Source organism: Bacteroides sp. QWL-09 (assembly GCF_058683585.1).
In genome coordinates, this window is the sequence record NZ_CM178748.1 from 2795196 (window position 1) to 2821478 (window position 26283).

Sequence of the window (26283 nt, forward strand, 5' to 3'; positions counted from 1 at the left end):
GTTGACGTCTTTTCCTAATAAGCTTCTTCGCTTCATTTATTCATTAAATTTAAAGTATGACGATAAGGTTAAACAAAGTTACAAGAGATTTAAACGTAGGGATTACTACAGTGGTTGAATTTTTGCAGAAAAAAGGATATACTGTTGAGGCCAATCCTAATACGAAAATTAGTGAAGAGCAGTATGCTATGCTCGTGAAAGAGTTTAGTACAGATAAAAATCTTAGACTTGAATCTGAGCGTTTTATTCAGGAACGTCAAAATAAAGATCGGAACAAAGCTTCGGTCTCGATTGATGACTACAGTAAAGAACCTGAGGCTGTAAAGGCTAATGAGGTAATTAAAACTGTCGTACCTGAAGAGGCACGCCCAAAGTTTAAACCTGTCGGAAAAATTGATTTAGAAAAATTAAATAATCGCAAAGTAGAGAAAAATGCAGAGGCGATTAGTGAAATAGAAACAACTGAAACTCAATCTCAAGTTTCTGTCAAAGAATCGAACGTTGCTCATGACGAACCAGTGGATAATAAGTCCAATGAAAACGAATTGAAGATTAAAGAGTCTTCTGATGTTGTGAGAAATGAGCCTCAGAATAATCAAGAAAAGCCAATCAAGGAAAACTTGCAGGAGGTAATAGAGATTGTGGAAAAAAAGAAAGAAGAGAAAATACAAGAAGAGCCCACTCTTATGAAGAAAGAGGAAAACGTGCCAATGGAATCGGAGGAAACATCTCAAAATGGAGTAGATGCTTCAGTGGAAAATGAAGTGTTTACAATTCGCAAGCCTGAATTAGGAGCGAAAATTAATGTTATTGGTCAAATCGATTTAGCAGCCTTAAATCAATCGACTCGTCCTAAGAAAAAATCCAAGGAAGAGAAACGTCGCGAACGTGAAGAAAAGGAAAAGCTTCGTCAAGATCAGAAAAAGCAAATGAAAGAGGCTATTATCAAGGAAATCCGCAAGGATGATAATAAGCCGTCTAAGGGAGTCAATAAAGATCTTGATGCTCATGGCAACAAGAAGAAACGTGTACGTATCAATAAAGAAAAAGTTGATGTCAATAATGTCGTTTCAAATCAGCCGACCTCTAACCAAAGACCTCATCCTCAATCTCCTAAACCTGTGCCCGGAGGAAAGAAAAACAAAGATCGCTTTAAAAAGCCGATTATTAAGCAGGAAGTTAGTGAAGAAGATGTTGCTAAGCAGGTAAAAGAGACTTTAGCTCGTTTAACAAGCAAAGGTAAAAATAAGGCGTCTAAATATCGTAAAGAGAAGCGTGAGTTAGCCTCTAACCGTATGCAGGAACTTGAGAATCAAGAAATGGCCGAAAGTAAGGTTATTAAGTTGACTGAGTTTGTGACAGCTAACGAGTTGGCTAGCATGATGGACATTTCTGTGAACCAAGTTATTGCAACTTGTATGAGCATTGGTATCATGGTGTCTATTAACCAACGTTTGGATGCAGAGACCATTAATCTTGTAGCTGAAGAGTTCGGATATAAGACTGAATACGTTAGTGCAGAAGTTGCACAAGCTGTTGTTGAAGAAGAAGATCTTCCTGAAGATTTGAAACCTCGTGCTCCTATCGTTACTGTGATGGGTCATGTTGACCATGGTAAGACTTCATTACTTGACTACATTCGTAAAGCCAATGTAATTGCTGGAGAAGCCGGAGGTATTACACAGCATATTGGAGCTTACAATGTTAAGTTGGAAGATGGTAGAAGAATCACTTTCCTTGATACTCCTGGGCATGAGGCCTTTACTGCGATGCGTGCCCGTGGTGCGAAAGTAACGGATATCGCTATTATTATTGTGGCAGCTGACGATAACGTTATGCCTCAAACCAAAGAAGCAATTAACCATGCAATGGCGGCCGGAGTACCGATTGTCTTTGCTATTAATAAAGTTGATAAACCAACAGCCAACCCAGATCGGATTAAGGAAGAGCTAGCCGCAATGAACTTCTTAGTTGAAGATTGGGGAGGAAAATATCAATCACAAGATATTTCAGCTAAGCAAGGACTTGGCATAAAAGAGTTGATGGAGAAGGTCTTGCTTGAAGCAGAAATGCTTGATCTTAAGGCTAACCCGAATCGAAACGCAACGGGTTCTATCATTGAATCTTCTTTGGATAAAGGAAGAGGTTATGTTGCTACAATCTTGGTTTCTAATGGAACCTTGAAAATGGGAGACGTTGTTCTTGCTGGTACTAGTTATGGACGTGTAAAGGCGATGTTCAACGAACGTAATCAACGAGTTACAGAAGCAGGTCCCGCTGAACCGGTGTTGATTCTAGGTTTGAATGGCGCTCCTGCTGCAGGTGACACCTTCCATGTGGTTGAAACAGATCAAGAAGCTCGTGAAATCACTAATAAGCGTGAACAACTTCAACGTGAACAAGGCTTACGTACTCAGAAGATCCTTACCCTTGATGAACTTGGACGTCGTATTGCATTGGGTAACTTCCAAGAGCTTAATATTATTGTCAAAGGTGACGTGGATGGATCGGTTGAGGCGTTGAGTGACTCATTAATTAAACTTTCTACTGAACAAATTCAGGTCAATGTTATCCATAAAGGGGTTGGACAAATCTCTGAATCGGATGTTTCTTTGGCTGCAGCTTCAGATGCAATTATCGTTGGTTTCCAAGTACGTCCATCAAGTTCTGCAGGTCGATTGGCTGAACAAGAAGGCGTTGATATCCGTAAATACTCTGTGATTTATGACGCTATTGAAGAGGTTAAATCTGCAATGGAAGGTATGTTGGCCCCTGAGCTTAAGGAACAGATCACATCTAATATTGAAGTTCGTGAGGTTTATAATATCACCAAAGTTGGTGTTGTTGCCGGAGCTATGGTAAAATCAGGTAAGGCGAAACGTAGTGATAAGGCTCGTTTGGTACGTGATGGTATTGTTATATTTACAGGAAACATCAATGCTCTGAAACGTTTCAAAGATGATGTTAAAGAAGTTGGTACAAACTTTGAATGTGGTATCAGTTTGGTGAACTTTAGTGATATAAAGGTTGGTGATATCATCGAAACCTTTGAAGAAATAGAAGTGAAACAGACATTGTAATACAATGCCATTTTGTGGCGCTTCGCATAATGTGCCAATATGCCAATTGCCTTGCGGTATCATATAGCGCGGTCAGTTGACGTGTTGGCACATTCTTTTTTATTTTAAGTATGACGACTATCGATATTATTATATTAATAATTATTGCTGCCGGTTCAGTCCTAGGCTTTATGGCTGGCTTTATTAAGCAGTTATCATCACTCTTGGGATTAATGCTTGGGTTGATCGCTGCAAAGATGCTTTATACACCATTGGCAGAGCAACTTTGTCCGACGGTTACAGACTCTATGAACGTCGCTCAAATACTTGCTTTTGTGATGATATGGATTGCTGTCCCTTTATTATTTGCTCTGGTTGCTTCTATTTTGACAAAAGCAATCGAAGCCATATCTCTGGGGTGGTTAAATCGGTGTTTAGGGAGCTTTTTAGGGCTTTTAAAATACACGCTTGTGTTGAGCCTGCTTCTTAATGTGATTGACTTTATTGATCCCAAAGGTCATATGATTAGTGAAACAAATAGAAACTCATCATTGTTATATAAACCAGTGAAGAATATGGCAGGACTCTTTTTACCTGCCGCAAAACAAATGACTCAACAATATTTATTGAAAGATGACACCGCAAGAAGAACAAAATAAATATGTAAAGGACCTTACTCAAGAAAGATATAAGTATGGATTTACAACCGAGGTGGATACCGAAATTATCGATAAAGGATTAAATGAGGATGTTATTCGCCTAATATCTCAAAAGAAAGAAGAACCTGAATGGCTTTTAGAGTTCAGACTGAAGGCTTATCGTCATTGGTTGACAATGACGATGCCGACTTGGGCTCATTTAAGAATACCGGAGATTGATTATCAAGCGATCTCCTATTATGCCGATCCGACAAAAAAGAAAGATGCTCCGAAGAGTTTAGATGAAGTCGATCCGGAACTGATCAAAACGTTCAATAAACTTGGCATTCCTTTGGAAGAGCAAATGGCCTTGAGCGGTATTGCTGTAGATGCAGTGATGGATTCTGTTTCTGTGAAGACGACATTTAAAGAAACACTAATGGAAAAAGGTGTTATTTTCTGTTCGTTTAGCGAAGCTGTTCGGGAACATCCTGATTTGGTTAAAAAGTACATGGGATCGGTTGTTGGTTACCGAGATAATTTTTTTGCAGCGTTGAACTCGGCTGTTTTTTCAGATGGTTCTTTTGTCTATATTCCTAAAGGAGTGAGATGCCCGATGGAACTTTCGACTTATTTCCGTATAAATGCCCGTAATACGGGACAATTTGAGAGAACGTTAATTATAGCGGATGATGAGTCGTACGTTTCTTATCTAGAGGGATGTACCGCCCCAATGCATGATGAAAATCAGTTGCATGCTGCTATCGTTGAGATTGTGGTTCATGACCGTGCAGAAGTGAAATATAGCACGGTTCAGAACTGGTATCCAGGTGATGCTGAAGGTAGAGGTGGTGTTTACAATTTTGTGACTAAGCGCGGCATCTGTAAAGGAAATGATAGTAAACTTTCTTGGACGCAGGTTGAAACCGGGTCGGCTATCACTTGGAAGTATCCTTCTTGTATTTTATCTGGTGATAATTCTACAGCTGAGTTTTATTCGGTTGCTGTGACTAATAATTATCAGCAAGCCGATACCGGAACAAAGATGATCCATTTAGGCAAAAATACCCGAAGTACGATTGTCAGTAAGGGGATATCTGCCGGAAAAAGCGAGAACTCGTATCGTGGACTCGTTCGTGTTTCTGAGAAAGCAGACAATGCTCGTAACTATAGCCAGTGTGATTCATTATTGCTTGGTGATAAGTGTGGGGCACACACTTTCCCTTATATGGATATTCATAATGAGACTGCGGTTGTTGAGCATGAAGCAACGACAAGTAAAATTAGTGAGGATCAGATATTCTACTGTAATCAGCGAGGCATATCAACCGAAGATGCCATTGGACTGATTGTAAACGGTTATGCCAAAGAAGTACTGAACAAACTACCGATGGAGTTTGCAGTTGAAGCACAAAAGTTGCTTTCCATCTCTCTTGAGGGGAGTGTTGGCTGATCTTATAAGATTGAACTTATATTATTATTGAAATATAAATAGATTAACTGTCAATAAATCATGTTAGAGATAAAAGACTTATGTGCCAGCATTAATGGCAAAGATATATTAAAAGGTATAAACTTAACTGTAAAACCAGGAGAAGTACATGCCATTATGGGACCAAATGGATCGGGCAAAAGTACCTTGTCGTCTGTGCTCGTAGGAAACCCGGCTTTTGAAGTGACTAAAGGTAGTGTGCAATTTTATGGTAAGAATCTTCTAGAGATGTCTCCGGAAGATCGTAGCCATGAAGGTGTCTTTTTAAGTTTCCAGTATCCGGTGGAAATACCCGGAGTCAGTATGGTTAACTTTATGCGCGCGGCTGTTAACGAACAGAGAAAATATAAAGGTTTACCTGCTTTGACGGCTAGTGAGTTCTTAAAATTAATGCGTGAGAAAAGAGCGGTTGTTGAACTCGATAACAAACTAGCTAATCGTTCGGTGAACGAGGGGTTTTCCGGTGGAGAGAAGAAACGTAATGAGATCTTCCAGATGGCAATGTTGGAGCCTCGTTTAAGCATTCTTGATGAGACGGATTCGGGACTTGATATTGACGCTTTGCGCATCGTTGCAGAAGGAGTGAATAAGTTGAAGACTGCCGAGACAAGCACCATTGTCATTACTCACTACCAACGTCTATTGGATTATATCAAGCCTGATATTGTACATGTCTTGTATAAAGGACGTATTGTGAAGACGGCTGGTCCGGAATTGGCACTTGAGCTTGAAGAGAAGGGATACGATTGGATAAAGAAAGAATTAGGAGAATAACGATGAGCGTAGAACAACAATATATAGACCTTTTTTCGCAGGCGGAAAGTATGATACGTCAGCATAGTTCTGAGGTACTTAATTTGAAACGTTCTAAGGCCTTTGCTGATTTTAGTCATCTTGGCTTTCCTACCCGAAAACTAGAAACGTATAAATACACGAATGTTGCAAGTCTTTTTGAACCGGACTTCGGACTGAATCTGAACCGTTTGGATCTCCCTGTGAACCCGTATGAGGTTTTCAAATGCGACGTCCCTAATATGAGTACATCCTTGTATTTTGTCGTTAATGATTCTTTTTATGATCAGGCATTGCCTAAATCTCATTTACCGGAAGGAGTTCTTGTTGGAAGCTTAAAAGAGATGAGCCAACAATATCCGGATTTAGTGAGTCAGTACTATGGACAGTTGGCGGAAACCTCTGAAGATGGCATTACAGCATTTAATACGACTTTTGTGCAAGATGGACTTTTTTGCTATGTTCCTAAAAATGTAGTGATCGAGAAGCCGATTCAACTTGTTAATGTCCTGCGAGGAGATGTTGACTTTATGGTTAATCGTCGAATTCTGATAGTCGTTGAGGATGGAGCTCAGGCTCGTTTCTTGATTTGTGATCATGCGATGGATAACGTTCGTTTCTTATCGACTCAAGTGATCGAAGCTTATGTGGGTGAGAATGCCACTTTCGACTTATACGAACTTGAGGAGACTCATACGCGCACCGTTCGTTTAAACAACCTATATGTTAAACAGGAACGGAACAGTAATGTCCTCTTGAATGGTGTGACTTTGCATAACGGAACCACGCGCAATATGACTAAGGTGACTCTTGCCGGTGAGAACGCTGAGATTAACTTATGTGGAATGGCGATTGCCGATAAGAACCAGCAGGTCGATAATTATACTTCGATTGATCATATGGTTCCTCGTTGTACGAGCAATGAACTATTTAAGTATGTCTTGGACGACCAAGCTGTTGGGGCTTTCTCCGGCATTGTTCTAGTGCGTCCGGATGCACAACATACCAACTCTCAACAAACCAATAGAAATCTTTGTGTCACCAGGGATGCACGGATGTACACTCAACCTCAATTGGAAATATACGCTGATGATGTGAAGTGCTCTCATGGTGCTACTGTAGGGCAATTGGATGAAAAGGCCTTGTTCTATATGCGATCTAGAGGCGTTTCGGAGAAAGAAGCTCGCTTATTGTTGATGTTTGCTTTTGTCAATGAGGTGGTGGACAATATCCGGATAGATGCTTTGAAAGATCGTCTTCACCTTCTTGTAGAAAAACGTTTTAGAGGTGAATTGAATAAGTGCCATGGTTGTGCCATTTGCAAATAATCTCTGTTGAGTCATATTAAATTAGTAGAAAGTGGATATTCTAAAGATACGTGAAGATTTTCCGATTTTGAGTCGTACGGTGTATGATAAGCCGTTAGTCTATTTTGATAATGGAGCGACGACTCAAAAGCCTCGTTGTGTGGTCGAAGCCATAGTCGATGAATATTATTCGGTTAACGCCAATGTTCATCGCGGTGTGCATTACTTATCGCAACAAGCCACTGAATTGCATGAAGCCTCTCGTGAAACGGTTCGTAACTTTATTAATGCGCGTAGCACGAATGAGATCGTTTTTACGCGTGGAACGACCGAAAGTATTAACCTTTTTGCTTATTCTTTTGGTGAAGCTTTCATGGAAGAAGGCGACGAGGTGATTGTTTCTGTGATGGAACACCACAGCAATATTGTCCCTTGGCAGTTATTAGCTGCTCGAAAGAAAATAAGCATAAAGGTGGTACCCATGAACGATCAGGGCGAATTGCTTGTCGATGAGTACGAGAAACTATTCTCAGACAAGACAAAGGTCGTTAGCATTGCGCATGTGTCGAATGTACTTGGAACCATTAATCCGGTTCAGGAACTCATTCGCATTGCTCATGCGCACCATGTTCCTATATTATTGGATGCTGCTCAATCGGTTCCTCATATGAAAATTGACGTCCAACAACTAGATGCTGATTTTCTGGTTTTCTCCGGTCATAAGGTTTACGGTCCAACAGGCGTTGGAGTTCTTTATGGTAAAGAGGAGTGGTTAGATCGCCTTCCCCCTTATCAAGGCGGTGGAGAGATGATTCAAACCGTTTCGTTCGAGAAAACCGTTTTCAATGAACTTCCATTTAAGTTTGAGGCCGGCACACCAGATTATATCGGCACGACAGGGTTAGCTAAAGCTCTCGATTACATGACCGCTATTGGTATGGATGAGGTTGCCGCTTATGAGCAAATGCTTTTGGATTATGCCACCCGGAGATTGAAAGAGATTCCGGATTTAAAGATCTATGGTGAGTCGGAGCATAAGGGTGGAGTGATCTCCTTTCTTGTTGGGAATATCCATCATTTTGATATGGGTACTCTGCTCGACCGTTTAGGCATTGCTGTCCGTACAGGACATCACTGTGCCCAACCCTTGATGCAAAGGTTAGGCATTGAAGGAACGGTTCGTGCCTCTTTCGGCATTTACAATACGAAGGAAGAGATTGATCGGCTAGTTGCCGGTATCGATCGAGTTCGCAAGATGTTCTAACGCAATAGAAAATAAAAAAACCGTCTAATATTAGGCGGTTTTTATTTTTTTAAGAAATCCGATGCAACTTATAGGTTTCTCGTTCGTCTAATAGTATAAAGAAACTAAAATTTAAATATTATGTTAGTTACAACTACTCCTATAATTGAGAATAAACAAGTCGTTAAGTATTATGGTATCGTTTCTGGTGAAACGATTATCGGTGCGAATGTTTTTCGTGACTTATTTGCAAGTATTCGTGATATTGTTGGTGGCCGTTCGGGCTCTTATGAAGAAGTGTTGCGTGAAGCCAAAGAAACCGCTCTTCGTGAGATGCAACAACAAGCCTCTGCAATGGGTGCCAATGCCGTTATTGGAGTGGATTTAGACTATGAGACTGTTGGCGGAAATGGTAGTATGTTAATGGTTACCGCTACCGGAACAGCCGTTTTGATTGCAGATTAATTGATTATTTATATCACCTTCTTCTGTTCTTTTCTTTATGAAAGAGAAAAACTAGAAGAAGGTTTTTTTCTTTTTATAGCTAACCAGCCAAGATAAAGTGTATAAAATCTGTTTTTTTATTTGCGTTTTTTGTATAAAATAGATATTTTTATCCTTTGTAACCTGACATAAATCCTATGGATAATACTTTATTTTGGCTTATTCCTTTTGCATCTATTCTAGCATTAGGCTTTGCTGCTTATTTTTATAAGCAGATGATGAAAGAGAGTGAGGGTACACCTCAAATGATCAAAATTGCCGCTGCGGTACGTCGAGGGGCGATGTCTTATTTGAAGCAACAGTATAAAATTGTTGGATTTGTCTTTTTAGGCCTGGTTCTACTTTTCTCCTTGATGGCCTACGTTTTCCATGTTCAGAACAATTGGGTGCCTATTGCTTTCCTTACCGGAGGTTTCTTTTCCGGACTATCGGGTTTTCTTGGAATGAAAACAGCAACCTACGCTTCTGCGCGTACGGCTAATGCTGCTCGGGAATCGCTGAATGGAGGCTTGAAAATTGCTTTCCGAAGTGGGGCAGTGATGGGCTTGGTCGTCGTTGGCTTGGGTTTGTTGGATATCTCGTTCTGGTATTTACTTTTAAATAGTGTGATACCTGCAGACGTGCTGACTCCAAGTCACAAGTTATGTATAATCACAACCACGATGTTGACTTTCGGTATGGGAGCTTCCACTCAGGCTCTATTTGCCCGTGTTGGTGGTGGTATTTATACCAAAGCTGCTGATGTAGGTGCCGATCTGGTCGGTAAGGTGGAAGCCGGAATCCCGGAAGATGATCCTCGCAATCCGGCTACGATAGCCGATAATGTGGGGGACAATGTGGGTGATGTAGCCGGCATGGGAGCTGATTTATACGAATCGTATTGCGGTTCCATCCTAGCCACGGCTGCATTAGGTGCAGCGGCTTATATTCATACTACCGATACCTTGATGCAATACAAGGCCGTGATTGCTCCAATGTTGATCGCTGCTGTGGGCATCCTGCTTTCTATCATTGGCATCTTTGCGGTGCGAACGAAAGAGAACGCCACCATGAAAGATTTGTTGGGCGCACTGTCGTTTGGCATCAATCTGAGTTCGTTACTGATCGTTATAGCGACTTATTTGATCTTGTGGTTACTAGGAATAGATAATTGGGCCTGGATTGGATCGGCTGTGGTGGTTGGACTAGTCGTGGGATTGATTATCGGCCGGTCTACAGAATATTATACGTCGCAGTCTTATCGTCCAACTCAGCGGCTAAGCGAGAGTGGACAAACCGGCCCCGCTACGGTGATTATCTCAGGAATTGGTTTAGGAATGCTTTCTACTGCTATTCCTGTTGTCGCTGTTGCAACTGGGGTTATTGCCTCCTATTTATTGGCTGCTGCAGGCGACTTTTCGAATGTCTGCATGGGGCTCTATGGTATCGGTATCGCAGCGGTTGGTATGCTGTCTACTTTGGGAATTACCCTTGCTACCGATGCTTACGGTCCGATAGCCGATAATGCCGGTGGAAATGCTGAAATGTCGGGTTTAGGCGAAACGGTACGTCGGCGTACCGATGCTTTAGACTCTTTAGGCAATACAACCGCGGCGACTGGTAAAGGGTTCGCTATTGGTTCGGCTGCGCTGACCGGTTTGGCCCTGCTGGCCTCCTACATCGAAGAGATTCGTATCGGACTGTCGCGTTCTGGAATGGTCGACTTAACGTTTGTTGATGGCAAGTCGGTCTCTCTTTCTCAGGCGAACTTCTTCGATTTTATGAATTACTATGAGGTGAACTTAATGAATCCGAAAGTTCTGGTCGGTGTCTTTATTGGTTCGATGATGGCTTTCTTGTTTTGTGGGTTGACGATGAACGCAGTAGGGCGTGCTGCCGGGCATATGGTCGACGAAGTTCGTCGTCAGTTCCGTGAGAGACAAGGCATTCTAGAAGGTAAGGTTGAGCCGGATTATGAACGGTGTGTGGCGATCTCGACCAGAGGAGCCCAGCGAGAGATGATTCTACCCTCTTTAATGGCTATTATTGCGCCGATCTTGATGGGATTAGTGTTTGGGGTGCCGGGTGTGCTTGGCCTTTTGATTGGCGGATTGAGTAGTGGCTTTGTTTTGGCCATATTTATGGCTAATGCCGGCGGAGCTTGGGATAATGCAAAGAAACATGTTGAACAAGGTCATTTTGGCGGCAGAGGCAGTGAAACGCATAAAGCAACGATCGTTGGCGACACCGTTGGCGACCCGTTCAAGGATACTTCAGGGCCTAGCCTTAATATTTTAATCAAGTTAATGAGCATGGTTTCTATAGTCATGGCCGGATTAACAGTGGTTTGGAGCTTATTTTAATCAAATAAAAATATGGGTTTGTGAGTGCCGGTGGTTAGAAGTGATTCTGGTCGCCGGTCTTTTTTTCTTATTTTTTATTTTTATCTTTGCTTTCATTTTTATTTAATATTAAGAAGCAATGCTATTACCCTATTTGCATGAAGGCTTGATTGAAGCTGGCTGTGACGAAGCCGGAAGGGGCTGTCTGGCCGGTGCTGTCTATGCTGCAGCTGTTATTCTTCCTTCGGATTTTCGGAATGATTTACTCAATGACTCGAAACAGTTGACCGAGAAACAACGTTATGCCTTGCGTGAGGTGATCGAGAAAGAAGCGGTTGCTTGGGGGGTGGGTGTTGTGTCGCCTGAGGAGATTGATCAGATCAATATTCTCAATGCCTCTTTTCTGGCTATGCATCGGGCGGTCGACCAGCTGAAGGTGAGACCACAGCATTTATTGATCGACGGAAATCGTTTTAAGAGCTATCCGGAAATTCCTCATACTACGGTGGTGAAGGGCGACGGCAAGTATCTATCTATTGCCGCTGCTTCTATCTTGGCAAAAACCTATAGGGATGATTATATGAATGCGATTCATCAGGAATATCCCGTATACGATTGGTCGCACAATAAAGGCTATCCGACCAAAAAACATCGCTTGGCTATTGCCGAGCACGGAACGACCGCTTATCATCGGATGACTTTCAATCTATTGGGGGATCAGCAATTAAAACTCTCTTTTTGAAAAAAACAATATGATGCAAAAAACGTTGACCAACTATCGCTTAAAAGCTCTTTGTGGATGTCTTTTATATTTATCTTTGATGTGTTCCATAAAGGCGCAGAACCTCCGTACAGCATACTTCATGAAAGATGCTCCTTACCGTATGAAGTCCAATCCGTCTTTAATGCCCGACAGAGGTTATTTGTATGTTCCGTTTGTCGGTTCGATTTATGCTTCTGCTTCTTCCAGTTCATTAGGCTTCAACGATATGATCGACCTCTTTAGCGACAAGAAATTCTATAACAATGAATCGCTCATGAGTCGTCTTTCGGATAGAAACAAGATTAATGTCGAGCAGAGCACGGATCTGTTTGCTATGGGATGGTATAAAGGAGATAACTTTTGGAGTATTAATGTGGGAGTCCGAACGGATATCGGTGGAGAAGTCTCTAAATCGGTCTTTGATTTCTTGCGGGAGACCGACTCTGAAACGATCGATTGGAGTGGTAAACAATATGATCTGGTCGGCAACAATTGGGATATTAACTCCTATGCCGAAGTTGGTCTAGGTTATGCTCGGGCGATCAATGAGAAGCTGTCGGTCGGCGCAAAGTTTAAGGTTCTGCTTGGTGCGGGAAATATGAAGTTCAGAACGAATCGGATTTATATCTCGACTCATCTACCCCAAGATCCGAACCACATCTTGCCGGAAGAGTTGGCCTCTTATCATGCGCAAATCAAGGTCGATGCCCAACTGGAAGGCTCTTTTAAAGGGTGGACGTTGGATGAAAACAATCAAGACCCCAACAATACATACATTGATGATGTGAGTTTCAAGGGCTATGGAATAGCCGGTGTCGGAGGGGCGGTCGACCTGGGTGTCTCTTATAAACCGTTTAGAAATGTGACCCTCTCGGCTTCCGTGCTCGATTTGGGCTTCATCAATTGGGATAAGAATAGTTCTGTGTTTGCTCAGGCTAAAGAAGATATTGATTATAAAGGGAGTGACTATCCGCTAACGGCTGAGGGATTGGCGCAGTTCTCTGCCGATGCTTCTAATTTTCTTGATCGGGTAGATCATGGCGACTTGTTGAACCTTGACCTGTTGCGTTTATCTGAAAATGAGAAACGTAAGCGGACGACGTCCCTTTCTTCAACGGTGGTTCTGGGTGCAGAGTATGCTTGCTTTAACGATCGTTTATCGTTCGGGGCTCTTTCTACCACGCGCTTTTTGAAGCCTAAGACGTGGTCTGAAGTGACGCTTTCTACGAACTTCCGTCCGAAGAAATGGTTTAACCTCTCTTTAAGCTATTCATTGATTCAGAGTCATGCGCAATCTTTCGGGGTAGCCATGAAACTGGGACCGGTTTTAGTTGGCAGTGATTATGTGATGCTTAGCAACAACTCTAAGAGCGTGAATGCCTTTTTAGGTTTCTTTATTCCGATTGGTCGGACAAGATAAACATTGCGTGAGCATTTTTATGCCGTATCTTTAACGAAAGATCTTGCTGCATTTAATCATTTTTGCAGTCACTTTAGGTGTTGGGCAACCGTCGTTTGTTGAGCCCTCGTTCGAAGGCTCTTCAGCCCTCGAACGAGGGCTCATGGGTTTTCGAACGAGGGCTGAAGAGCCCTGCTTCGAGGGCTCAACAAATCGTACTTAAAGAACGATTAATGGAATGAAGCTCTCGCTTAATCGGACTTGAATAATATTTAAAGAGATGGTGCAAGTTCTAAATGGCACTGCGGGAGTAAATGCTTGCTTTATCCTACAAGTTGACTGCTTGCAATCAATTTTAGAACCATTTGATCCGCTTGAAAACAGCAAAGGCTGATGCCGAGAGCAAGACCGAGAATACGATAATAGCTATAAAGGCATGTGGCATGCTATCCAAATGGATGTCCACATTCATACCGTAGAAACTCGCAATCAAGGTCGGCAACATCAAGATGATAGAGATACTGGTCATGCGTTTCATGATCGTATTGACGTTGTTCGAGATAATCGAAGCGAAGGCATCCATTGTGCCGGTCAGAATGTCGCTATAGATATTCACCATGTTGTAAGCCTGGCGTAACTCGATAATCACATCTTCCAGAAGGTCCTCATTGAGGTAGTTGGTGTTCTGAAATAGACTCTTTAGCTTACCGATCATCACTTCGTTTCCACGAATGGAGGTGTTGAAATAGACTAAAGTCTTCTGCAACCTCATGAGTCGTAACAAGTCCTCATTACGAATGCTACGTTCCAACTCTTTCTCTGCGGCTGCAATGTCCAGATTGATCTGTTTCAAATACTTCATAAACCAGACGGTCGAGGAGTAGATGAGGCGTAAGATTAGGTCTAGCTTATTACGCACCTCAATGCCTTTCCGACGGGTGTGTTCAATAAAATCCGGCAGCATGTCGGTTTGTTGGTAGCAGACGGAGATGATGAGCTCTTTATTGGTGATGATGCCGATGGGGACGGTACCAAAGGGGAAGCCGCCTTGTCTGTTTTGCACCGGGATGCGTAAGATGGTCAGTAGCCAGTCGCCCTCTTCTTCCGTATGCGGACGTTCGTCCGTATCGGCAATATCGGTTAGAAAAGATTCCGGAACATGAAGCTCTTGGGTTAGAAAATTGAAATCGTCGGTGGTGGGACACACAACGTTGATCCAGCTATTAGGAAGCCATTGGTCTTTTTCTACAAAACCGGCCTCACAATAAAGATAGGTTCTCATCTTATTGTCTCCTTTCGTAAATTAATGACGAGCAGAGACGGCAGATGCTATGACTCTGTTCGTGTGAATGAATACTGTAAACTATACCTTCGCGGGTTCGAATCGTCCATATTTCTATAGATTGTTTTTTATAATGCGGGACAAATTTAGCTAAAATAGTTGAATAGACGGTCATTATTGGCTGACTTAACATAGATTAAGCGTCATCTTCGTGAACTTTTTGTAACTTTGTAGCCAAGAACTAGATTGATAATTTAATTTTGAAACATATGAGTAAGAAAGCTCTTTTAGTCATCCTCGATGGTTGGGGATTAGGCGATCAGAAAAAAGACGATGTTATTTTTAATACCCCTACACCGTATTGGGATTATCTAACCCGTACTTATCCTCACTCAAAGCTTGAGGCGAGTGGTGAGAATGTGGGTTTGCCCGACGGACAGATGGGAAACTCTGAAGTTGGACACTTGAATATCGGTGCCGGACGTGTGGTTTATCAAGATTTGGTTAAAATTAATCGCGCTTGCGCTGATAATAGTATATTGAGTAATCCTGAAGTGGTTTCTGCTTTTTCTTATGCTAAAGAAAACGGTAAGAGTGTCCATTTCATGGGGTTGACTTCTGATGGTGGAGTGCATAGTTCACTCGATCATCTATTCAAACTTTGTGATATTGCTAAGGAATATCAGATTGAGAATACTTTTGTACACTGTTTCATGGATGGTCGTGATACCGATCCAAAGAGTGGTAAGGGTTTCATCGAACAGTTGGAGGCGTATGGTGCGCAGTCGACTGCTAAGGTGGCTTCTATCATCGGACGTTATTATGCGATGGACCGTGACAAACGTTGGGAGCGTGTGAAAGAGGCTTACGACTTGTTGGTGAACGGTGCCGGAAAGAAAGCTACGGATATGGTTCAGGCGATGCAGGAATCGTATGACGAAGGGGTGACGGATGAGTTCGTGAAACCAATCGTTAATGCAGCGGTTGACGGGACGATCAAAGAGGGTGACGTGGTGATCTTCTTTAACTACCGTAACGACCGTGCGAAGGAGCTGACTGTGGTGTTGACTCAGCAGGATATGCCTGAAGCTGGTATGCAAACAATCCCTGGATTGCAGTTCTACTGTATGACGCCTTATGATGCTTCTTTCAAAGGGGTTCATATCTTGTTCGACAAAGAGAATGTGAGCAATACGTTGGGTGAATATATTGCTGAGAAGGGATTGAATCAGCTTCATATTGCTGAAACAGAGAAGTATGCTCACGTGACGTTCTTCTTTAATGGCGGACGTGAAACGCCTTATGCCAATGAGGAACGTATCTTGGTTCCTTCACCTAAAGTGGCTACTTACGACTTGAAGCCGGAGATGAGTGCGTTTGAAGTGAAGGATAAATTGGTGGCTGCCATCAACGAAGATAAATTTGACTTCATCGTGGTGAACTATGCTAATGGTGACATGGTGGGTCATACGGGTATCTATGAAGCGATCGAGAAAGCGGTTGTCGCTGTAGACGCTTGCTTGAAGGATACCATTGAGGCTGCAAAAGCTGAGGGTTATGAGGCTATCATCATTGCCGATCACGGAAATGCGGATCGTGCGTTGAATGAAGATGGTTCGGTCAATACGGCTCACTCGTTGAACCCTGTTCCTTGTGTGTATGTTACCGAGAATAAAGAGGCTCAAGTGGAAGACGGTCGTTTGGCCGATGTGGCTCCAACCATTCTGAAGATTATGGGATTGGAACTTCCTGCTGAGATGAACGGTAATTGTTTGATTAAGTAAGAAAACGATGGATAGATGAAGGGCGGGGTGTTCGACTTCGCCCTTTGTCGTCTATGATAATAAAGGTATGATTCAAATAGATGATGTAGTCGTTTCTTTGGATGTGCTTCGGGAGAAGTTTATATGTAATCTTGAGGCGTGCAAAGGGGCTTGTTGTATTGAGGGGGAGGTAATGTTCAGAAAAGTGTGTATGTTTTATTTCTTAGGCATAAATATTTCTCAAAAATATAATTATTCTGTTTTGATAAAAAGCTTTGATTCAAGAAAGTTGTAAATTGGATATTTAAATACATCTTTATTCATAGCCACATTGCCAAGCAATAATATCACAGAATCATAGTTTGGCATCGCACCACGCATTTTCAGCACTCTTTTAAAATCCTTATTGAGTCGTTCAATCCAATTGGTTGTATATATCATACCTCTTATTTCTCTCTCATATTTGAAATAAGTGAAATAGAATTTGTACCTTTCATGTTTATACCTTTTAAGCATGGGGTAACTCTTCACCCATTTATCTATAAAATCTAGAAATTGTTTATGTGAGCTTTCAGGGGTGGCCAAATCTTGATCCGGCCTAAATACTATCTGCATTTCAGCCGCAATTATTTTTTTATCTCGAGGTTTAATTTTCCCCAATATATTCCTCTTTAAATGCACCGTGCACAATTGGATATCTGCACCAGGAAATGCATGTGCGATAGAATTTTCAATACTAGATAAGCCATCGCATACAAATAAATTAATCTCACTAACTCCTCTTTCTTTTATATCATCGAATATATCAAGCCAGTTGGAAGCACTTTCGGTTGGGAAATTCACAATTGATAAGACCTCACGAGTTCTATCTTCTTTTACTCCTAATATTACGTAGTATGCTTCATTTGAAACCGAGTCATTGCGCCTGGTGGCAACATACGTAGCATCAATATAAACGATTGGATAACGTGCATCTAATCTACGGTTCAGCCACGCAGAAACATCTCCACGTGCCGTATCAAGGAGCCGGCTTACTTGACTCTTACTATAATGCTTACCGTAAAATTCCTCAGAGATATCACCAACTTGCTTGGTGGTCAAGCCTTGAGCGTATAAACTACAAATTAAGCGCTGAACTTCAGCTTCTTGATCTTTAAGTACCCCTAATAAAACAGGATAAAAGTTGCTCTCACGACTCCGAGGAACGCGAATCTCAAACATTTGACCGCCATGACATACTCGACGATCACGATAGCCATTACTCACATCATCAGTCTGAGAATTATAAATCTTACGCTCTGATTTCATTAAGGATTCCATCCCTAAACGGATTAATTCCTGAAATCCTTCTTTACCATTTGTAAGTGAAGAAATAATTTCAGACATTTGTTCTTGTGTAAATTCCATTTCTCTTTCATTTTAGGTTACAATACAAATCTAAGAAATATTGGGATTTACACACTTTTTAAAACACTATCGAGGGGGATGCCGGTGCTCCGGTTGAACTCGAAGAGGTGGCGCAGTTGGAAGCTGCTTTACCTGTCGTGTGGGATGAGTTGTCGGCTGAGGCTCGTGCGGTCATCGATCGCCAAGGGGTGGTCTATACCGACGAGGAAGGTGATTTGGTAACGTCGATCGTGAATGGTAAAGATTGTGTCTTTACGTGTTACGATGAAAAGGGGTGTTGTTATTGTGCCATTGAGAAAGCTTTCCGTGAAGGGAAGGTGGATTTCTATAAGCCGGTGTCGTGTCATCTTTATCCGATACGTGTCGGCGATTATGGACCTTTTAAAGCGGTGAACTATCACCGTTGGGAGGTTTGTAAGGCGGCCGAGATTCTAGGACGTAAAGAGGGAGTGGCTGTTTATCAGTTCCTGAAAGAACCTCTGATTCGCAAGTTTGGTGAGGCTTGGTATAATGAACTGGAAGTTGCAGTGAACGAATTGAAAGAACGGAAGTTGATTTAACCGTTTCTCTTTTATACATCTAAAAAAGCGTCGATCGAAAGATTTCTCTTTGGATCGACGCTTTTTCTCTTGTAAGATGTGAGGTTGGTTAATTAAAATATTGGGTTATGCATCGATATTTGCATAAGTTGCATTTTCTTCAATAAACTCGCGGCGAGGGCCAACTTCTTCACCCATTAGCATGGAGAAGACGTAGTCTGCTTCGGCTGCATTCTCTATGTTAACCTGCTTCAACATGCGGTTCTCAGGATCCATGGTTGTTTCCCACAATTGTTGGGCGTTCATCTCTCCCAAACCTTTATAGCGTTGCGTGTGAATAGCGTTTTCCGAACCACCTCCATAGGTGTCGATAAACTTCTGACGCTGTGCTTCGGTCCAGCAGTACTCTTCATTCTTACCCTTTTTACAGAGATAGAGTGGAGGAGTAGCGATATAGAGATAACCATTTTGGATGATCTGTGGCATATAGCGGAAGAAGAACGTCATGATCAAAGTGTCGATGTGCGAGCCATCGACGTCGGCATCGGTCATGATGATGATCTTGTGATAACGCAGTTTTTCAATGTTAGCTGCTTTGCTGTCTTCTTCTGTTCCGATCGTTACCCCAAGTGCCGTATAGATATTGCGAATTTCATCGCTTTCTAGCGCTTTGTGGTACATGGCTTTCTCGACGTTCAAAATCTTTCCACGAAGGGGTAGGATAGCTTGGAAGGCGCGGTTACGACCTTGTTTTGCGGTTCCACCTGCAGAATCTCCCTCGACAAGGAATAATTCACATTTTTCCGGAATTCGATCTGAACAGTCGGCCAACTTACCTGGAAGTCCCCCTCCTGACATCGGTGATTTGCGTTGCACCATTTCGCGTGCTTTACGAGCGGCATGGCGTGCAGTGGCTGCAAGAATCACTTTGTCGACAATGGTTTTTGCTTCTTTAGGATGTTCCTCGAGGTAATAATTCAGCACTTCACCAACAGCTTGGTCTACAGCTCCCATCACTTCACTATTACCTAGTTTTGTTTTGGTTTGTCCTTCGAACTGAGGTTCGGCTACTTTTACTGAGATTACGGCAGTCAACCCTTCGCGGAAGTCGTCTCCCGAGATGTCTACCTTGACTTTCTCAAGCATCTTGCTGTCTTCGGCATATTTCTTGAGTGTTCGAGTCAATGCACGACGGAAGCCTGATAGGTGAGTACCACCTTCTATGGTGTTGATGTTGTTTACATACGAGTGGATGTTCTCAGAGAATCCGGTGTTGTACATGATGGCAACTTCGATTGGGATACCCTGTTTCTCTGTATTGAGATAGATCACATCGTTGATGAGGTGTTCGCGAGAGGACTCGATGAACCGTACAAACTCTCTTAATCCATCTTCAGAGAAGAACGTTTCGTTTTTGAATGTTCCGTCTTCGTTGATCACGCGGCGATCGGTTAATGAGATGCGTAATCCGGCATTCAGATAAGCCAACTCGCGTAAGCGTGAGGCCAAAATCTTATAATCATAGATGGTTTCTGTGAAGATCGTTTTATCCGGCCAGAAGTGTTGCTTTGTTCCGGTACAAGTCGCTTCTCCGATTTCTTTTACCGGATAGAGTGGCTTACCGATCTCATATTCTTGTTGGTAGGTCTTTCCATTACGAAAAACCTGAGTGATCATGTGGGTTGACAAGGCATTAACACAAGACATACCCACACCATGGAGTCCGCCGGATACCTTATACGAACCCTTGTCGAACTTACCTCCGGCATGTAGCACAGTCATTGCAACTTCGAGAGCTGATTTCTTTTCTTTCTCATGAAAGTCAACCGGGATACCACGACCATTGTCCTGAACGGTTATTGAGTTATCTTCATTTATGCTAACTTCGATATGATCGCAATATCCAGCTAATGCCTCATCGATAGAGTTGTCAACGATTTCGTAAACCAAATGATGGAGTCCTTTTACGCTGATGTCCCCAATGTACATCGCCGGACGTTTTCTTACTGCTTCAAGCCCTTCCAATACTTGGATACTATCCGCTGAATAAGACCCGTTATTGGGAGTGAGTTGTTCTTCGCTCATAATTACATTTCTGATTATAATAACAGAACAAATATAGTGATTTTTATTGAGGTAGGGAAGAATGAATCGTGAAAAATGTGGAATGCCAACTTAATATTTTGAATGGGCTTCGATTCGAGACAAAACACAAAAGGCCGAGCTTTTAAAGCTCAGCCTAAATATATATGTTTTGTGCTTAGTTTCTAGATATTAAGCTAGTTTGTTAACGTGAAGAGCCAATTTAGACTTCAAGTTATTTGCTTTGTTCTTGTGGATAATGTTTACCTTAGCCAACTTGTCCACCATCTTAGAAACAACTACTAACAATGAAGAAGCTTCTGCTTTTTCTGTAGTAGCGCGAAGTTTTCTCACAGCATTTCTCATGGTTTTTCCATAATATCTATTGTGGATTCTTCTTGCTTTTTCTTGTCTGATTCTTTTCAGTGATGATTTGTGATTTGCCATCTCGACTAATCTTTTTTATTGTTGATTTTAATTTTTTTATTTGTAGCCCATAGGGGAGTCGAACCCCTCTTTCAAGAATGAAAATCTTACGTCCTAACCGATAGACGAATGGGCCATTTGGCTTAGCATTTCTGCTTGGTTGCTTTCTCGAAGCGTGGTTTGTTTCTCGATTGCGGATGCAAAGGTAGGAACATTTTTGAAACTGGCAAACATTTCTCAGAAAAAAAAGCTGTTTTGCTTGATTTTTTTTGTTTGTATCCTCTGTTTATTCTGGATATCAAGTGAATAGGTTTTTACTTTTTTCTTTGTTTCTCTTCTTTACTTGATTTTACCTTTCTTTTACTATACCTTATTATATATAGTAGTCATTAATACAACTTGAAAGTGATGAGGATCTATTTTGATGGGTGCCGTTCATTTTTTCTACGAATTTTTCGATAATAGTTTTCCAAATTGCTTCTGATAAAGCGATTTTTTGAGTAGCCGGGGTTGAGGTTTATCTACTTTTTAGTAGTTTTGCTATCGCATAAATAAATAGGGAACATGCTTCAAAAAACGATAGGATTAGTCCTGCATACAGTGAAATATAACGATTCGTCCATGATTGTGGAGATGTATACGGAACTATTAGGGCGAAATGCCTTTGTTGTCTCTACACCTCGCTCAAAGAAAAGTACGCTTAGAGGTGCTCTTTTTCAACCGCTGTCGCTCCTTGAGTTTGAAGTTGATGTTCGTCCTCGCACCACGCTTTATCGCATTAAAGAGGCCAAATCTCTTTATCCTTTCGAAACGATCCCTTATGATCCGTATAAATCGGCCATTGCTCTTTTCTTGGCCGAGTTTCTTTATCGGGCCGTCCGTGAAGAGGGGGAAAATAAACCATTGTTTGCTTATTTACGTCATTCTGTGGTATGGTTAGATGCTTGCCGAGGGGGTTTCTCAAATTTTCATCTGGTCTTTTTGATGCGTCTTTCTCGTTTCTTGGGGCTTTTCCCTAATCTGGAGGATTATCGTCCCGGGAGTTACTTCGACATGCTGAATGCTTGTTTTACGGGCGGACGACCACAAACGCATTCGTTTTATCTTGAGCCGGCTGATGCCTCAAGAATCTTGAATTTAATGCGCATGAGCTATCGTACGATGCACCTGTTTGCAATGAATCGTGCAGAGCGAAATCGTTGCCTGATGATTATTAATGATTATTATCGCCTCCATCTTCCGGAGTTCCCGTCTTTACGTTCGATAGAGGTACTCAAAGAGTTGTTCGATTAATTCATTGGCTTGGTCCATTTTTGCCTTTTATTTCTTATTTAATGGTTTGTGTTGATCATTATTCCAAACTATAGAATTCATGTGATAAAAGGAGAGGCAGATTTCTGTTTTTTTTCATGAAATATTGTTTGGGTATAGAAAATGTTATACTTTTGAATATAAGTTTTATTTGACCAATTCTAATATGATCTTTGGAGTTGGTTTAATTTGAATCATCATTAAAAGTATGCTATTCCTAATGTTCTAAAACTGATTCTTGCTGTTTGTTTAGGCGGTAGGAATGGAGGGGAGATTCGTGATTTGGTTAAAAAGGCTGACAATGAATAATACAGTAAAAAAGATTATCTTAAAGCTAGGTTTGATTATTGTAATCTATTCGGCTATAAAATGCTTATACGCATTTGGTATCGTACAAAAGTATGATGACTTTTTCCTAATATTGCTTATATCATGGCCTTTTGCATATGATTTATGGGTTAAATATCGAAAAAGTAAGAAGTAGACTCTAAAAGTTAATGGCATCTGGTGTCTTTTTTACCAGATGCCATTAACTTTTAGAGTAATAATGTTGGGGGGCGTTGATATCGTAAAAACAATCGTTTCCACATATCTAAACCATTTACTCTAATCTTTTATCCAAGCAATTCTTTAACTTTAGCTGAGATTGCACGTCCTTCTGCCAATCCTGCGAGTTTTTTAGACGCTACGCCCATCACTTTACCCATGTCTTTGCCGTCTTTAGCACCAACCTCTGTAATGATTGCTTTCAGAGCTTCTTCTAGCTCTTCTGGGCTCATTTGTTTAGGTAAGTAGGCTTCCATCACTTTAACTTGTGCCAATTCCTCATCGGCTAAATCTTGTCGTCCTTGTCCAATATAGATCTCTGCAGCATCTTTGCCTTGCTTTACTAGTTTCTGGATGATTTTTAGTGCCGCATCATCAGTTAAAGTATCATTGGCTCCCGGAGCTGTTTTAGCTTCTAGGAAAAACTTTTTAATGTTTCTTAGGGTTTCAAGAGCTACTTTGTCTTTGGCTTTCATTGCACTCTTGATGTCTTCACTGATTCTTTCAAATAAATCCATAATTATCTATTATTTTGTTGATATCTATTATCTTTTACAAAGAGCTTTTTTAGAAGGTTATAACGCCATCCTCGTTGACGACCTCTTCTGTTGCATTCTCTTCTTCAATGGCCGCTTTAGTCTTGATCTTCTTCAACGTGGTTTTATCGCGTAGATAAGTCGGTGAGTCTTCGACCATGGAGATGATATCATCGTTGTCGAGGTCTTCCGTGTTGAATAGATAGATGTGACGACGTTTGTGTATATTTTTACTGCCAATGGTGCTGGCACTCTCGCCATATGCTTTACGGATGCGCTCTTTGTTACGTTCCTTTTCTTCCTCGATAAGGAGCTGTCGTTCTTCTTCTTCTTGATTACGAATTTCGTGTAGGCTATCCATACCCGGTACGTCTTCAACGCCAAATCCGGTTGCTAAGACAGTGATCTTAACTCTCGATTCGAGCGCATTGTCGATGGCAACTCCCCAGATGACCTCGACACCTTCGCGGAACTTGCTCATGAACTCGTGCACCTCGTTCATCTCTTCCATCATCAGTTCTGATGTTGGACAGAACGAAACATTGAGCATCACCTTCTTCGCATTGAATATATCATTGTTGTTGAGTAAAGGAGAATGTAAAGCGTCATCGATGGCCTTAGTGACACGATTATCGCCTTCTCCAAATCCGGTACTCATGATGGCTACACCACCATCTTTGAGGATGGTTTTCACATCGGCAAAGTCCAAATTGACCGTTCCTCTCATCGTGATGATTTCGGCAATACTCTTTGCGGCTATCGAAAGCGTATCATCGGCCTTTCCAAATGCATTCATGAAGGTTAGGTCGGCATAGATCTCTCTTAACCGTTCGTTGTTAATGACCAATAAGGCATCAACATGTTGTGCGATGCGTTCTACACCGTCTAGAGCTTGAATAATCTTCTTTTCGCCTTCGAAGATAAAGGGAATCGTGACGATGCCGACAGTCAGGATATCCATCTCTTTAGCAACACGGGCAATAACAGGAGCAGCTCCGGTTCCGGTACCTCCACCCATACCGGCGGTGATAAAGACCATTTTTGTCCCATCATTGAGCAAATCTTTGATGTCATCTATACTTTCTTCTGCAGCTTCGCGAGCTCTCTCTGGTCGGTTACCGGCTCCAAGCCCCTGAGTAATGCTTCTTCCTAATTGTAGTTTGACTGGAACAGGCGATTCTGCTAAGGCTTGATTATCCGTATTGCATAGAACGAATGTTACGTCATGTATCCCTTCCCGGTACATGTGGTTTACGGCATTACCTCCACCACCACCTACACCTATAACTTTAATGATTTTCGGTGAATCTGTCGGGAAATCGAATTGTACTATCTCGTCCATATCTATTTTGTATTATATTTTTATACTAATGACTGATCTCTAAAATTTATTCCATGTTATCATCTGAGAAGATTTCTTGGGTGAGAGAGTTTAACTTCCGCTGTATCCAACTTGGTCCGGCTTGTTGCTTCTTCATTCTTTTCTCTTCTTCTTTCATGCGCTTTTCTTCCTCCTTGCGGCGTTTTTCTTCTTCTTTACGACGCTTGTCATCTTCTTCTTTTTTCTTACGTGCTGCTTCGGCTTGTTGCATGAGTTCCTCATCATCTTTAAACATATCTTGTGAGATTTCTTGAGGTGTGCTTTGACTCTGTTCTTCAGAGGTGAATGTAAAAGTTGAAGTTGGTTGGTGAGTTTCTGTTTTGCTTTCGACTAAACAACAATTTTGTGTGCCTTCGAAAAGTAATCCGAAAGCGGTATTCTGTGTCCCATCTTTTCTTACGATATGATCGGTTGCATCAATGCTATTTCGCGGCATTTTTGCAAATCTGATTTTGTCTATCTTCGTCCGCTTACGAAGGAGCTCATCAAGATTCTTTAAGTTTGCACCTCCACCCGTGATCACTAGCCCGGCAAGTAGCTTGTCGTCGTATCCCGAGAGTTGCAATTGATTCCATACGTTGACAATGATCTCTTCGGCACGGGCAGCTATAATTGCATTGAGTTTGTTAAGTTCAATGCTTCGTCCATCACCGGTTGTTGTGCACATAGCCGGTTCTTCTTCATTTTCAGCTTCTTCGTAGAAGACGTCTCCGTGAGTTCTTTTTAATTGCTCAGCTTCTTCCTCTTCCATCTGTAATGTTGCAATATCTTTTGTAATGCTGTTTCCACCTAGTGGAATAACACTCAAAAAGCGAAGGATGTTGTTCTTGAAGACCGAGATGGTAGTGGTGTCTGCTCCAAAGTCGATCAGTGCAGATCCCGAACGGCGCTCACTTTCGGTGAGTATGGCATCGGCTGTCACCGTTGGGGCAATTAGTAGATCGGCTATATCGATTTTCGATTGTTCAAAACAACGTTCTAAGTTCTTCTTAACTGAAGAACGGGCGATAATATTTAAAAAGCGACCTTCTAAATGATTGCCTGCTACGCCCACCGGATCAGCTTGTAGATTGTTGCCTATTTTATATTCTTGAGGGGCGACATCAAGAATATCCATATCGACTAACGGAATAGAAACATTTTCATCTCCTATAGCGCTGACTAATTCTTCTGATATGATGGTTCCTTCTTCTAAGTTGCGACTTACAACGTTGCGTACTGTACGAAGCGACTGTCCACCAATAGCTACATATACTTTAGCAATCGAATTGTTTAACTCACTTTCCAATCGATTGATGATTGAAGTTAAACTCTGAGCAGTCTTATCCAAATTGTAGACCACTCCTTTACGTATGAAGGTAGAAGAATCTTCTTGTGCGTATGCTAAGATGCGCATACTCCCATCGCTATTCTTTTTTCCGGCCACACCGGTTATCTTTGATGAACCGAGTTCAATCGCTGCGATAAAGTCTGTTGTTGCCATATTCTTTAT

19 protein-coding genes, 1 tRNA gene and 2 pseudogenes are annotated in these 26283 nt (G+C 41.8%); 14 read left to right on the top strand and 8 right to left on the bottom strand.

Going from position 1 to position 26283, the window contains the following annotated elements; translation table 11 throughout:
• Positions 1 to 56: 56 nt before the first annotated feature.
• From infB to AC4PG5_RS11135, 10 genes are all read left to right on the top strand, one after another.
• Positions 57 to 3080: a translation initiation factor IF-2 gene (gene infB, locus AC4PG5_RS11090; RefSeq protein ID WP_492028951.1), complete on the top strand. Its 3024-nt coding sequence runs from the start codon at positions 57 to 59 to the stop codon at positions 3078 to 3080.
• Positions 3081 to 3190: 110 nt separating this feature from the next.
• On the top strand, positions 3191 to 3718 hold the full coding sequence (locus AC4PG5_RS11095; RefSeq protein ID WP_492028952.1) for a CvpA family protein: 528 nt from the start codon (positions 3191 to 3193) through the stop codon (positions 3716 to 3718).
• The gene (gene sufB, locus AC4PG5_RS11100) at positions 3693 to 5150 is read left to right on the top strand and encodes a Fe-S cluster assembly protein SufB (RefSeq protein ID WP_492028953.1); all 1458 of its coding nucleotides are present in this window, start codon (positions 3693 to 3695) and stop codon (positions 5148 to 5150) included. Before AC4PG5_RS11095 ends, sufB begins: the two co-directional genes overlap by 26 nt.
• Positions 5151 to 5210: 60 nt before the next feature.
• Complete coding sequence (gene sufC, locus AC4PG5_RS11105) at positions 5211 to 5963, top strand: Fe-S cluster assembly ATPase SufC (protein WP_492028954.1); 753 nt, start codon at positions 5211 to 5213, stop codon at positions 5961 to 5963.
• Positions 5964 to 5965: 2 nt separating this feature from the next.
• Complete coding sequence (gene sufD, locus AC4PG5_RS11110) at positions 5966 to 7309, top strand: Fe-S cluster assembly protein SufD (protein WP_492028955.1); 1344 nt, start codon at positions 5966 to 5968, stop codon at positions 7307 to 7309.
• Between the two features lie 31 nt (positions 7310 to 7340).
• The gene (locus tag AC4PG5_RS11115; RefSeq protein ID WP_492028956.1) at positions 7341 to 8552 is read left to right on the top strand and encodes an aminotransferase class V-fold PLP-dependent enzyme; all 1212 of its coding nucleotides are present in this window, start codon (positions 7341 to 7343) and stop codon (positions 8550 to 8552) included.
• 120 nt (positions 8553 to 8672) lie between these two features.
• On the top strand, positions 8673 to 8996 hold the full coding sequence (locus tag AC4PG5_RS11120) for a heavy metal-binding domain-containing protein (RefSeq protein WP_492028957.1): 324 nt from the start codon (positions 8673 to 8675) through the stop codon (positions 8994 to 8996).
• A gap of 176 nt (positions 8997 to 9172) precedes the next feature.
• Positions 9173 to 11377 carry a sodium-translocating pyrophosphatase gene (locus AC4PG5_RS11125; RefSeq protein WP_492028958.1) on the top strand — a complete coding sequence of 735 codons (2205 nt, stop codon included), beginning with the start codon at positions 9173 to 9175 and terminating at the stop codon, positions 11375 to 11377.
• Between the two features lie 118 nt (positions 11378 to 11495).
• The gene (gene rnhB, locus AC4PG5_RS11130; protein WP_492028959.1) at positions 11496 to 12098 is read left to right on the top strand and encodes a ribonuclease HII; all 603 of its coding nucleotides are present in this window, start codon (positions 11496 to 11498) and stop codon (positions 12096 to 12098) included.
• 10 nt (positions 12099 to 12108) lie between these two features.
• Positions 12109 to 13539, top strand: a complete 1431-nt coding sequence (locus AC4PG5_RS11135; RefSeq protein ID WP_492028960.1) for a DUF5723 family protein — start codon at positions 12109 to 12111, stop codon at positions 13537 to 13539.
• Positions 13540 to 13873: 334 nt separating this feature from the next.
• On the opposite strand, the gene AC4PG5_RS11140 is transcribed toward AC4PG5_RS11135, so the two are convergent.
• Positions 13874 to 14800: a magnesium transporter CorA family protein gene (locus AC4PG5_RS11140; protein ID WP_492028961.1), complete on the bottom strand. Its 927-nt coding sequence runs from the start codon at positions 14798 to 14800 to the stop codon at positions 13874 to 13876.
• A 269-nt stretch (positions 14801 to 15069) separates the two neighbouring features.
• Between AC4PG5_RS11140 and gpmI the strand changes: the two genes are divergently transcribed.
• Both gpmI and AC4PG5_RS11150 read left to right on the top strand, forming a co-directional pair.
• The gene (gene gpmI / locus AC4PG5_RS11145) at positions 15070 to 16584 is read left to right on the top strand and encodes a 2,3-bisphosphoglycerate-independent phosphoglycerate mutase (RefSeq protein WP_492028962.1); all 1515 of its coding nucleotides are present in this window, start codon (positions 15070 to 15072) and stop codon (positions 16582 to 16584) included.
• 67 nt (positions 16585 to 16651) lie between these two features.
• A pseudogene (locus AC4PG5_RS11150) lies at positions 16652 to 16753 on the top strand (DUF3109 family protein); the annotation flags it as partial.
• 62 nt (positions 16754 to 16815) lie between these two features.
• On the opposite strand, the gene AC4PG5_RS11155 reads toward AC4PG5_RS11150, so the two are convergent.
• A complete protein-coding gene (locus AC4PG5_RS11155) occupies positions 16816 to 17970 on the bottom strand; it encodes an IS256 family transposase (protein WP_492028566.1) in 1155 nt (384 codons plus the stop codon).
• A gap of 68 nt (positions 17971 to 18038) precedes the next feature.
• Between AC4PG5_RS11155 and AC4PG5_RS11160 the strand changes: the two are divergent.
• A pseudogene (locus tag AC4PG5_RS11160) lies at positions 18039 to 18530 on the top strand (DUF3109 family protein); the annotation flags it as partial.
• 105 nt (positions 18531 to 18635) lie between these two features.
• Here AC4PG5_RS11160 and gyrB read toward each other — a convergent pair.
• The 3 genes from gyrB to AC4PG5_RS11175 all read right to left on the bottom strand — a co-directional run bounded on the left by gyrB (position 18636) and on the right by AC4PG5_RS11175 (position 21153).
• Positions 18636 to 20594, bottom strand: a complete 1959-nt coding sequence (gene gyrB / locus AC4PG5_RS11165) for a DNA topoisomerase (ATP-hydrolyzing) subunit B (RefSeq protein ID WP_492028963.1) — start codon at positions 20592 to 20594, stop codon at positions 18636 to 18638.
• 189 nt (positions 20595 to 20783) lie between these two features.
• Complete coding sequence (rpsT, locus tag AC4PG5_RS11170; RefSeq protein WP_492028964.1) at positions 20784 to 21038, bottom strand: 30S ribosomal protein S20; 255 nt, start codon at positions 21036 to 21038, stop codon at positions 20784 to 20786.
• Positions 21039 to 21081: 43 nt separating this feature from the next.
• Positions 21082 to 21153 (bottom strand) — tRNA-Glu (locus AC4PG5_RS11175).
• Positions 21154 to 21581: 428 nt separating this feature from the next.
• Between AC4PG5_RS11175 and recO the strand changes: the two genes are divergently transcribed.
• Positions 21582 to 22310: a DNA repair protein RecO gene (recO, locus tag AC4PG5_RS11180; protein WP_492028965.1), complete on the top strand. Its 729-nt coding sequence runs from the start codon at positions 21582 to 21584 to the stop codon at positions 22308 to 22310.
• Positions 22311 to 22942: 632 nt separating this feature from the next.
• Here recO and AC4PG5_RS11185 read toward each other — a convergent pair.
• The 3 genes from AC4PG5_RS11185 to ftsA are packed head-to-tail and all read right to left on the bottom strand — an operon-like array spanning position 22943 to position 26274.
• Positions 22943 to 23392 (bottom strand): GatB/YqeY domain-containing protein, encoded by a 450-nt coding sequence (locus AC4PG5_RS11185; RefSeq protein WP_492028966.1) that lies wholly within the window; start codon positions 23390 to 23392, stop codon positions 22943 to 22945.
• A gap of 49 nt (positions 23393 to 23441) precedes the next feature.
• Positions 23442 to 24752 carry a cell division protein FtsZ gene (gene ftsZ / locus AC4PG5_RS11190; RefSeq protein ID WP_492028967.1) on the bottom strand — a complete coding sequence of 437 codons (1311 nt, stop codon included), beginning with the start codon at positions 24750 to 24752 and terminating at the stop codon, positions 23442 to 23444.
• Between the two features lie 46 nt (positions 24753 to 24798).
• The gene (gene ftsA, locus AC4PG5_RS11195) at positions 24799 to 26274 is read right to left on the bottom strand and encodes a cell division protein FtsA (RefSeq protein ID WP_492028968.1); all 1476 of its coding nucleotides are present in this window, start codon (positions 26272 to 26274) and stop codon (positions 24799 to 24801) included.
• Positions 26275 to 26283: the final 9 nt, after the last annotated feature.

What these genes read in the sequence shown, in the direction of transcription:
- infB (WP_492028951.1), top strand. Translation starts at nt 57, where the DNA reads ATGACGATAAGGTTAAACAAAGTTACAAGAGATTTAAACGTAGGGATT.
- AC4PG5_RS11095 (WP_492028952.1), top strand. Translation starts at nt 3,191, where the DNA reads ATGACGACTATCGATATTATTATATTAATAATTATTGCTGCCGGTTCA.
- sufB (WP_492028953.1), top strand. Translation starts at nt 3,693, where the DNA reads ATGACACCGCAAGAAGAACAAAATAAATATGTAAAGGACCTTACTCAA.
- sufC (WP_492028954.1), top strand. Translation starts at nt 5,211, where the DNA reads ATGTTAGAGATAAAAGACTTATGTGCCAGCATTAATGGCAAAGATATA.
- sufD (WP_492028955.1), top strand. Translation starts at nt 5,966, where the DNA reads ATGAGCGTAGAACAACAATATATAGACCTTTTTTCGCAGGCGGAAAGT.
- AC4PG5_RS11120 (WP_492028957.1), top strand. Translation starts at nt 8,673, where the DNA reads ATGTTAGTTACAACTACTCCTATAATTGAGAATAAACAAGTCGTTAAG.
- AC4PG5_RS11125 (WP_492028958.1), top strand. Translation starts at nt 9,173, where the DNA reads ATGGATAATACTTTATTTTGGCTTATTCCTTTTGCATCTATTCTAGCA.
- rnhB (WP_492028959.1), top strand. Translation starts at nt 11,496, where the DNA reads ATGCTATTACCCTATTTGCATGAAGGCTTGATTGAAGCTGGCTGTGAC.
- AC4PG5_RS11135 (WP_492028960.1), top strand. Translation starts at nt 12,109, where the DNA reads ATGATGCAAAAAACGTTGACCAACTATCGCTTAAAAGCTCTTTGTGGA.
- AC4PG5_RS11140 (WP_492028961.1), bottom strand. Translation starts at nt 14,800, where the DNA reads ATGAGAACCTATCTTTATTGTGAGGCCGGTTTTGTAGAAAAAGACCAA.
- gpmI (WP_492028962.1), top strand. Translation starts at nt 15,070, where the DNA reads ATGAGTAAGAAAGCTCTTTTAGTCATCCTCGATGGTTGGGGATTAGGC.
- AC4PG5_RS11155 (WP_492028566.1), bottom strand. Translation starts at nt 17,970, where the DNA reads ATGGAATTTACACAAGAACAAATGTCTGAAATTATTTCTTCACTTACA.
- gyrB (WP_492028963.1), bottom strand. Translation starts at nt 20,594, where the DNA reads ATGAGCGAAGAACAACTCACTCCCAATAACGGGTCTTATTCAGCGGAT.
- rpsT (WP_492028964.1), bottom strand. Translation starts at nt 21,038, where the DNA reads ATGGCAAATCACAAATCATCACTGAAAAGAATCAGACAAGAAAAAGCA.
- recO (WP_492028965.1), top strand. Translation starts at nt 21,582, where the DNA reads ATGCTTCAAAAAACGATAGGATTAGTCCTGCATACAGTGAAATATAAC.
- AC4PG5_RS11185 (WP_492028966.1), bottom strand. Translation starts at nt 23,392, where the DNA reads ATGGATTTATTTGAAAGAATCAGTGAAGACATCAAGAGTGCAATGAAA.
- ftsZ (WP_492028967.1), bottom strand. Translation starts at nt 24,752, where the DNA reads ATGGACGAGATAGTACAATTCGATTTCCCGACAGATTCACCGAAAATC.
- ftsA (WP_492028968.1), bottom strand. Translation starts at nt 26,274, where the DNA reads ATGGCAACAACAGACTTTATCGCAGCGATTGAACTCGGTTCATCAAAG.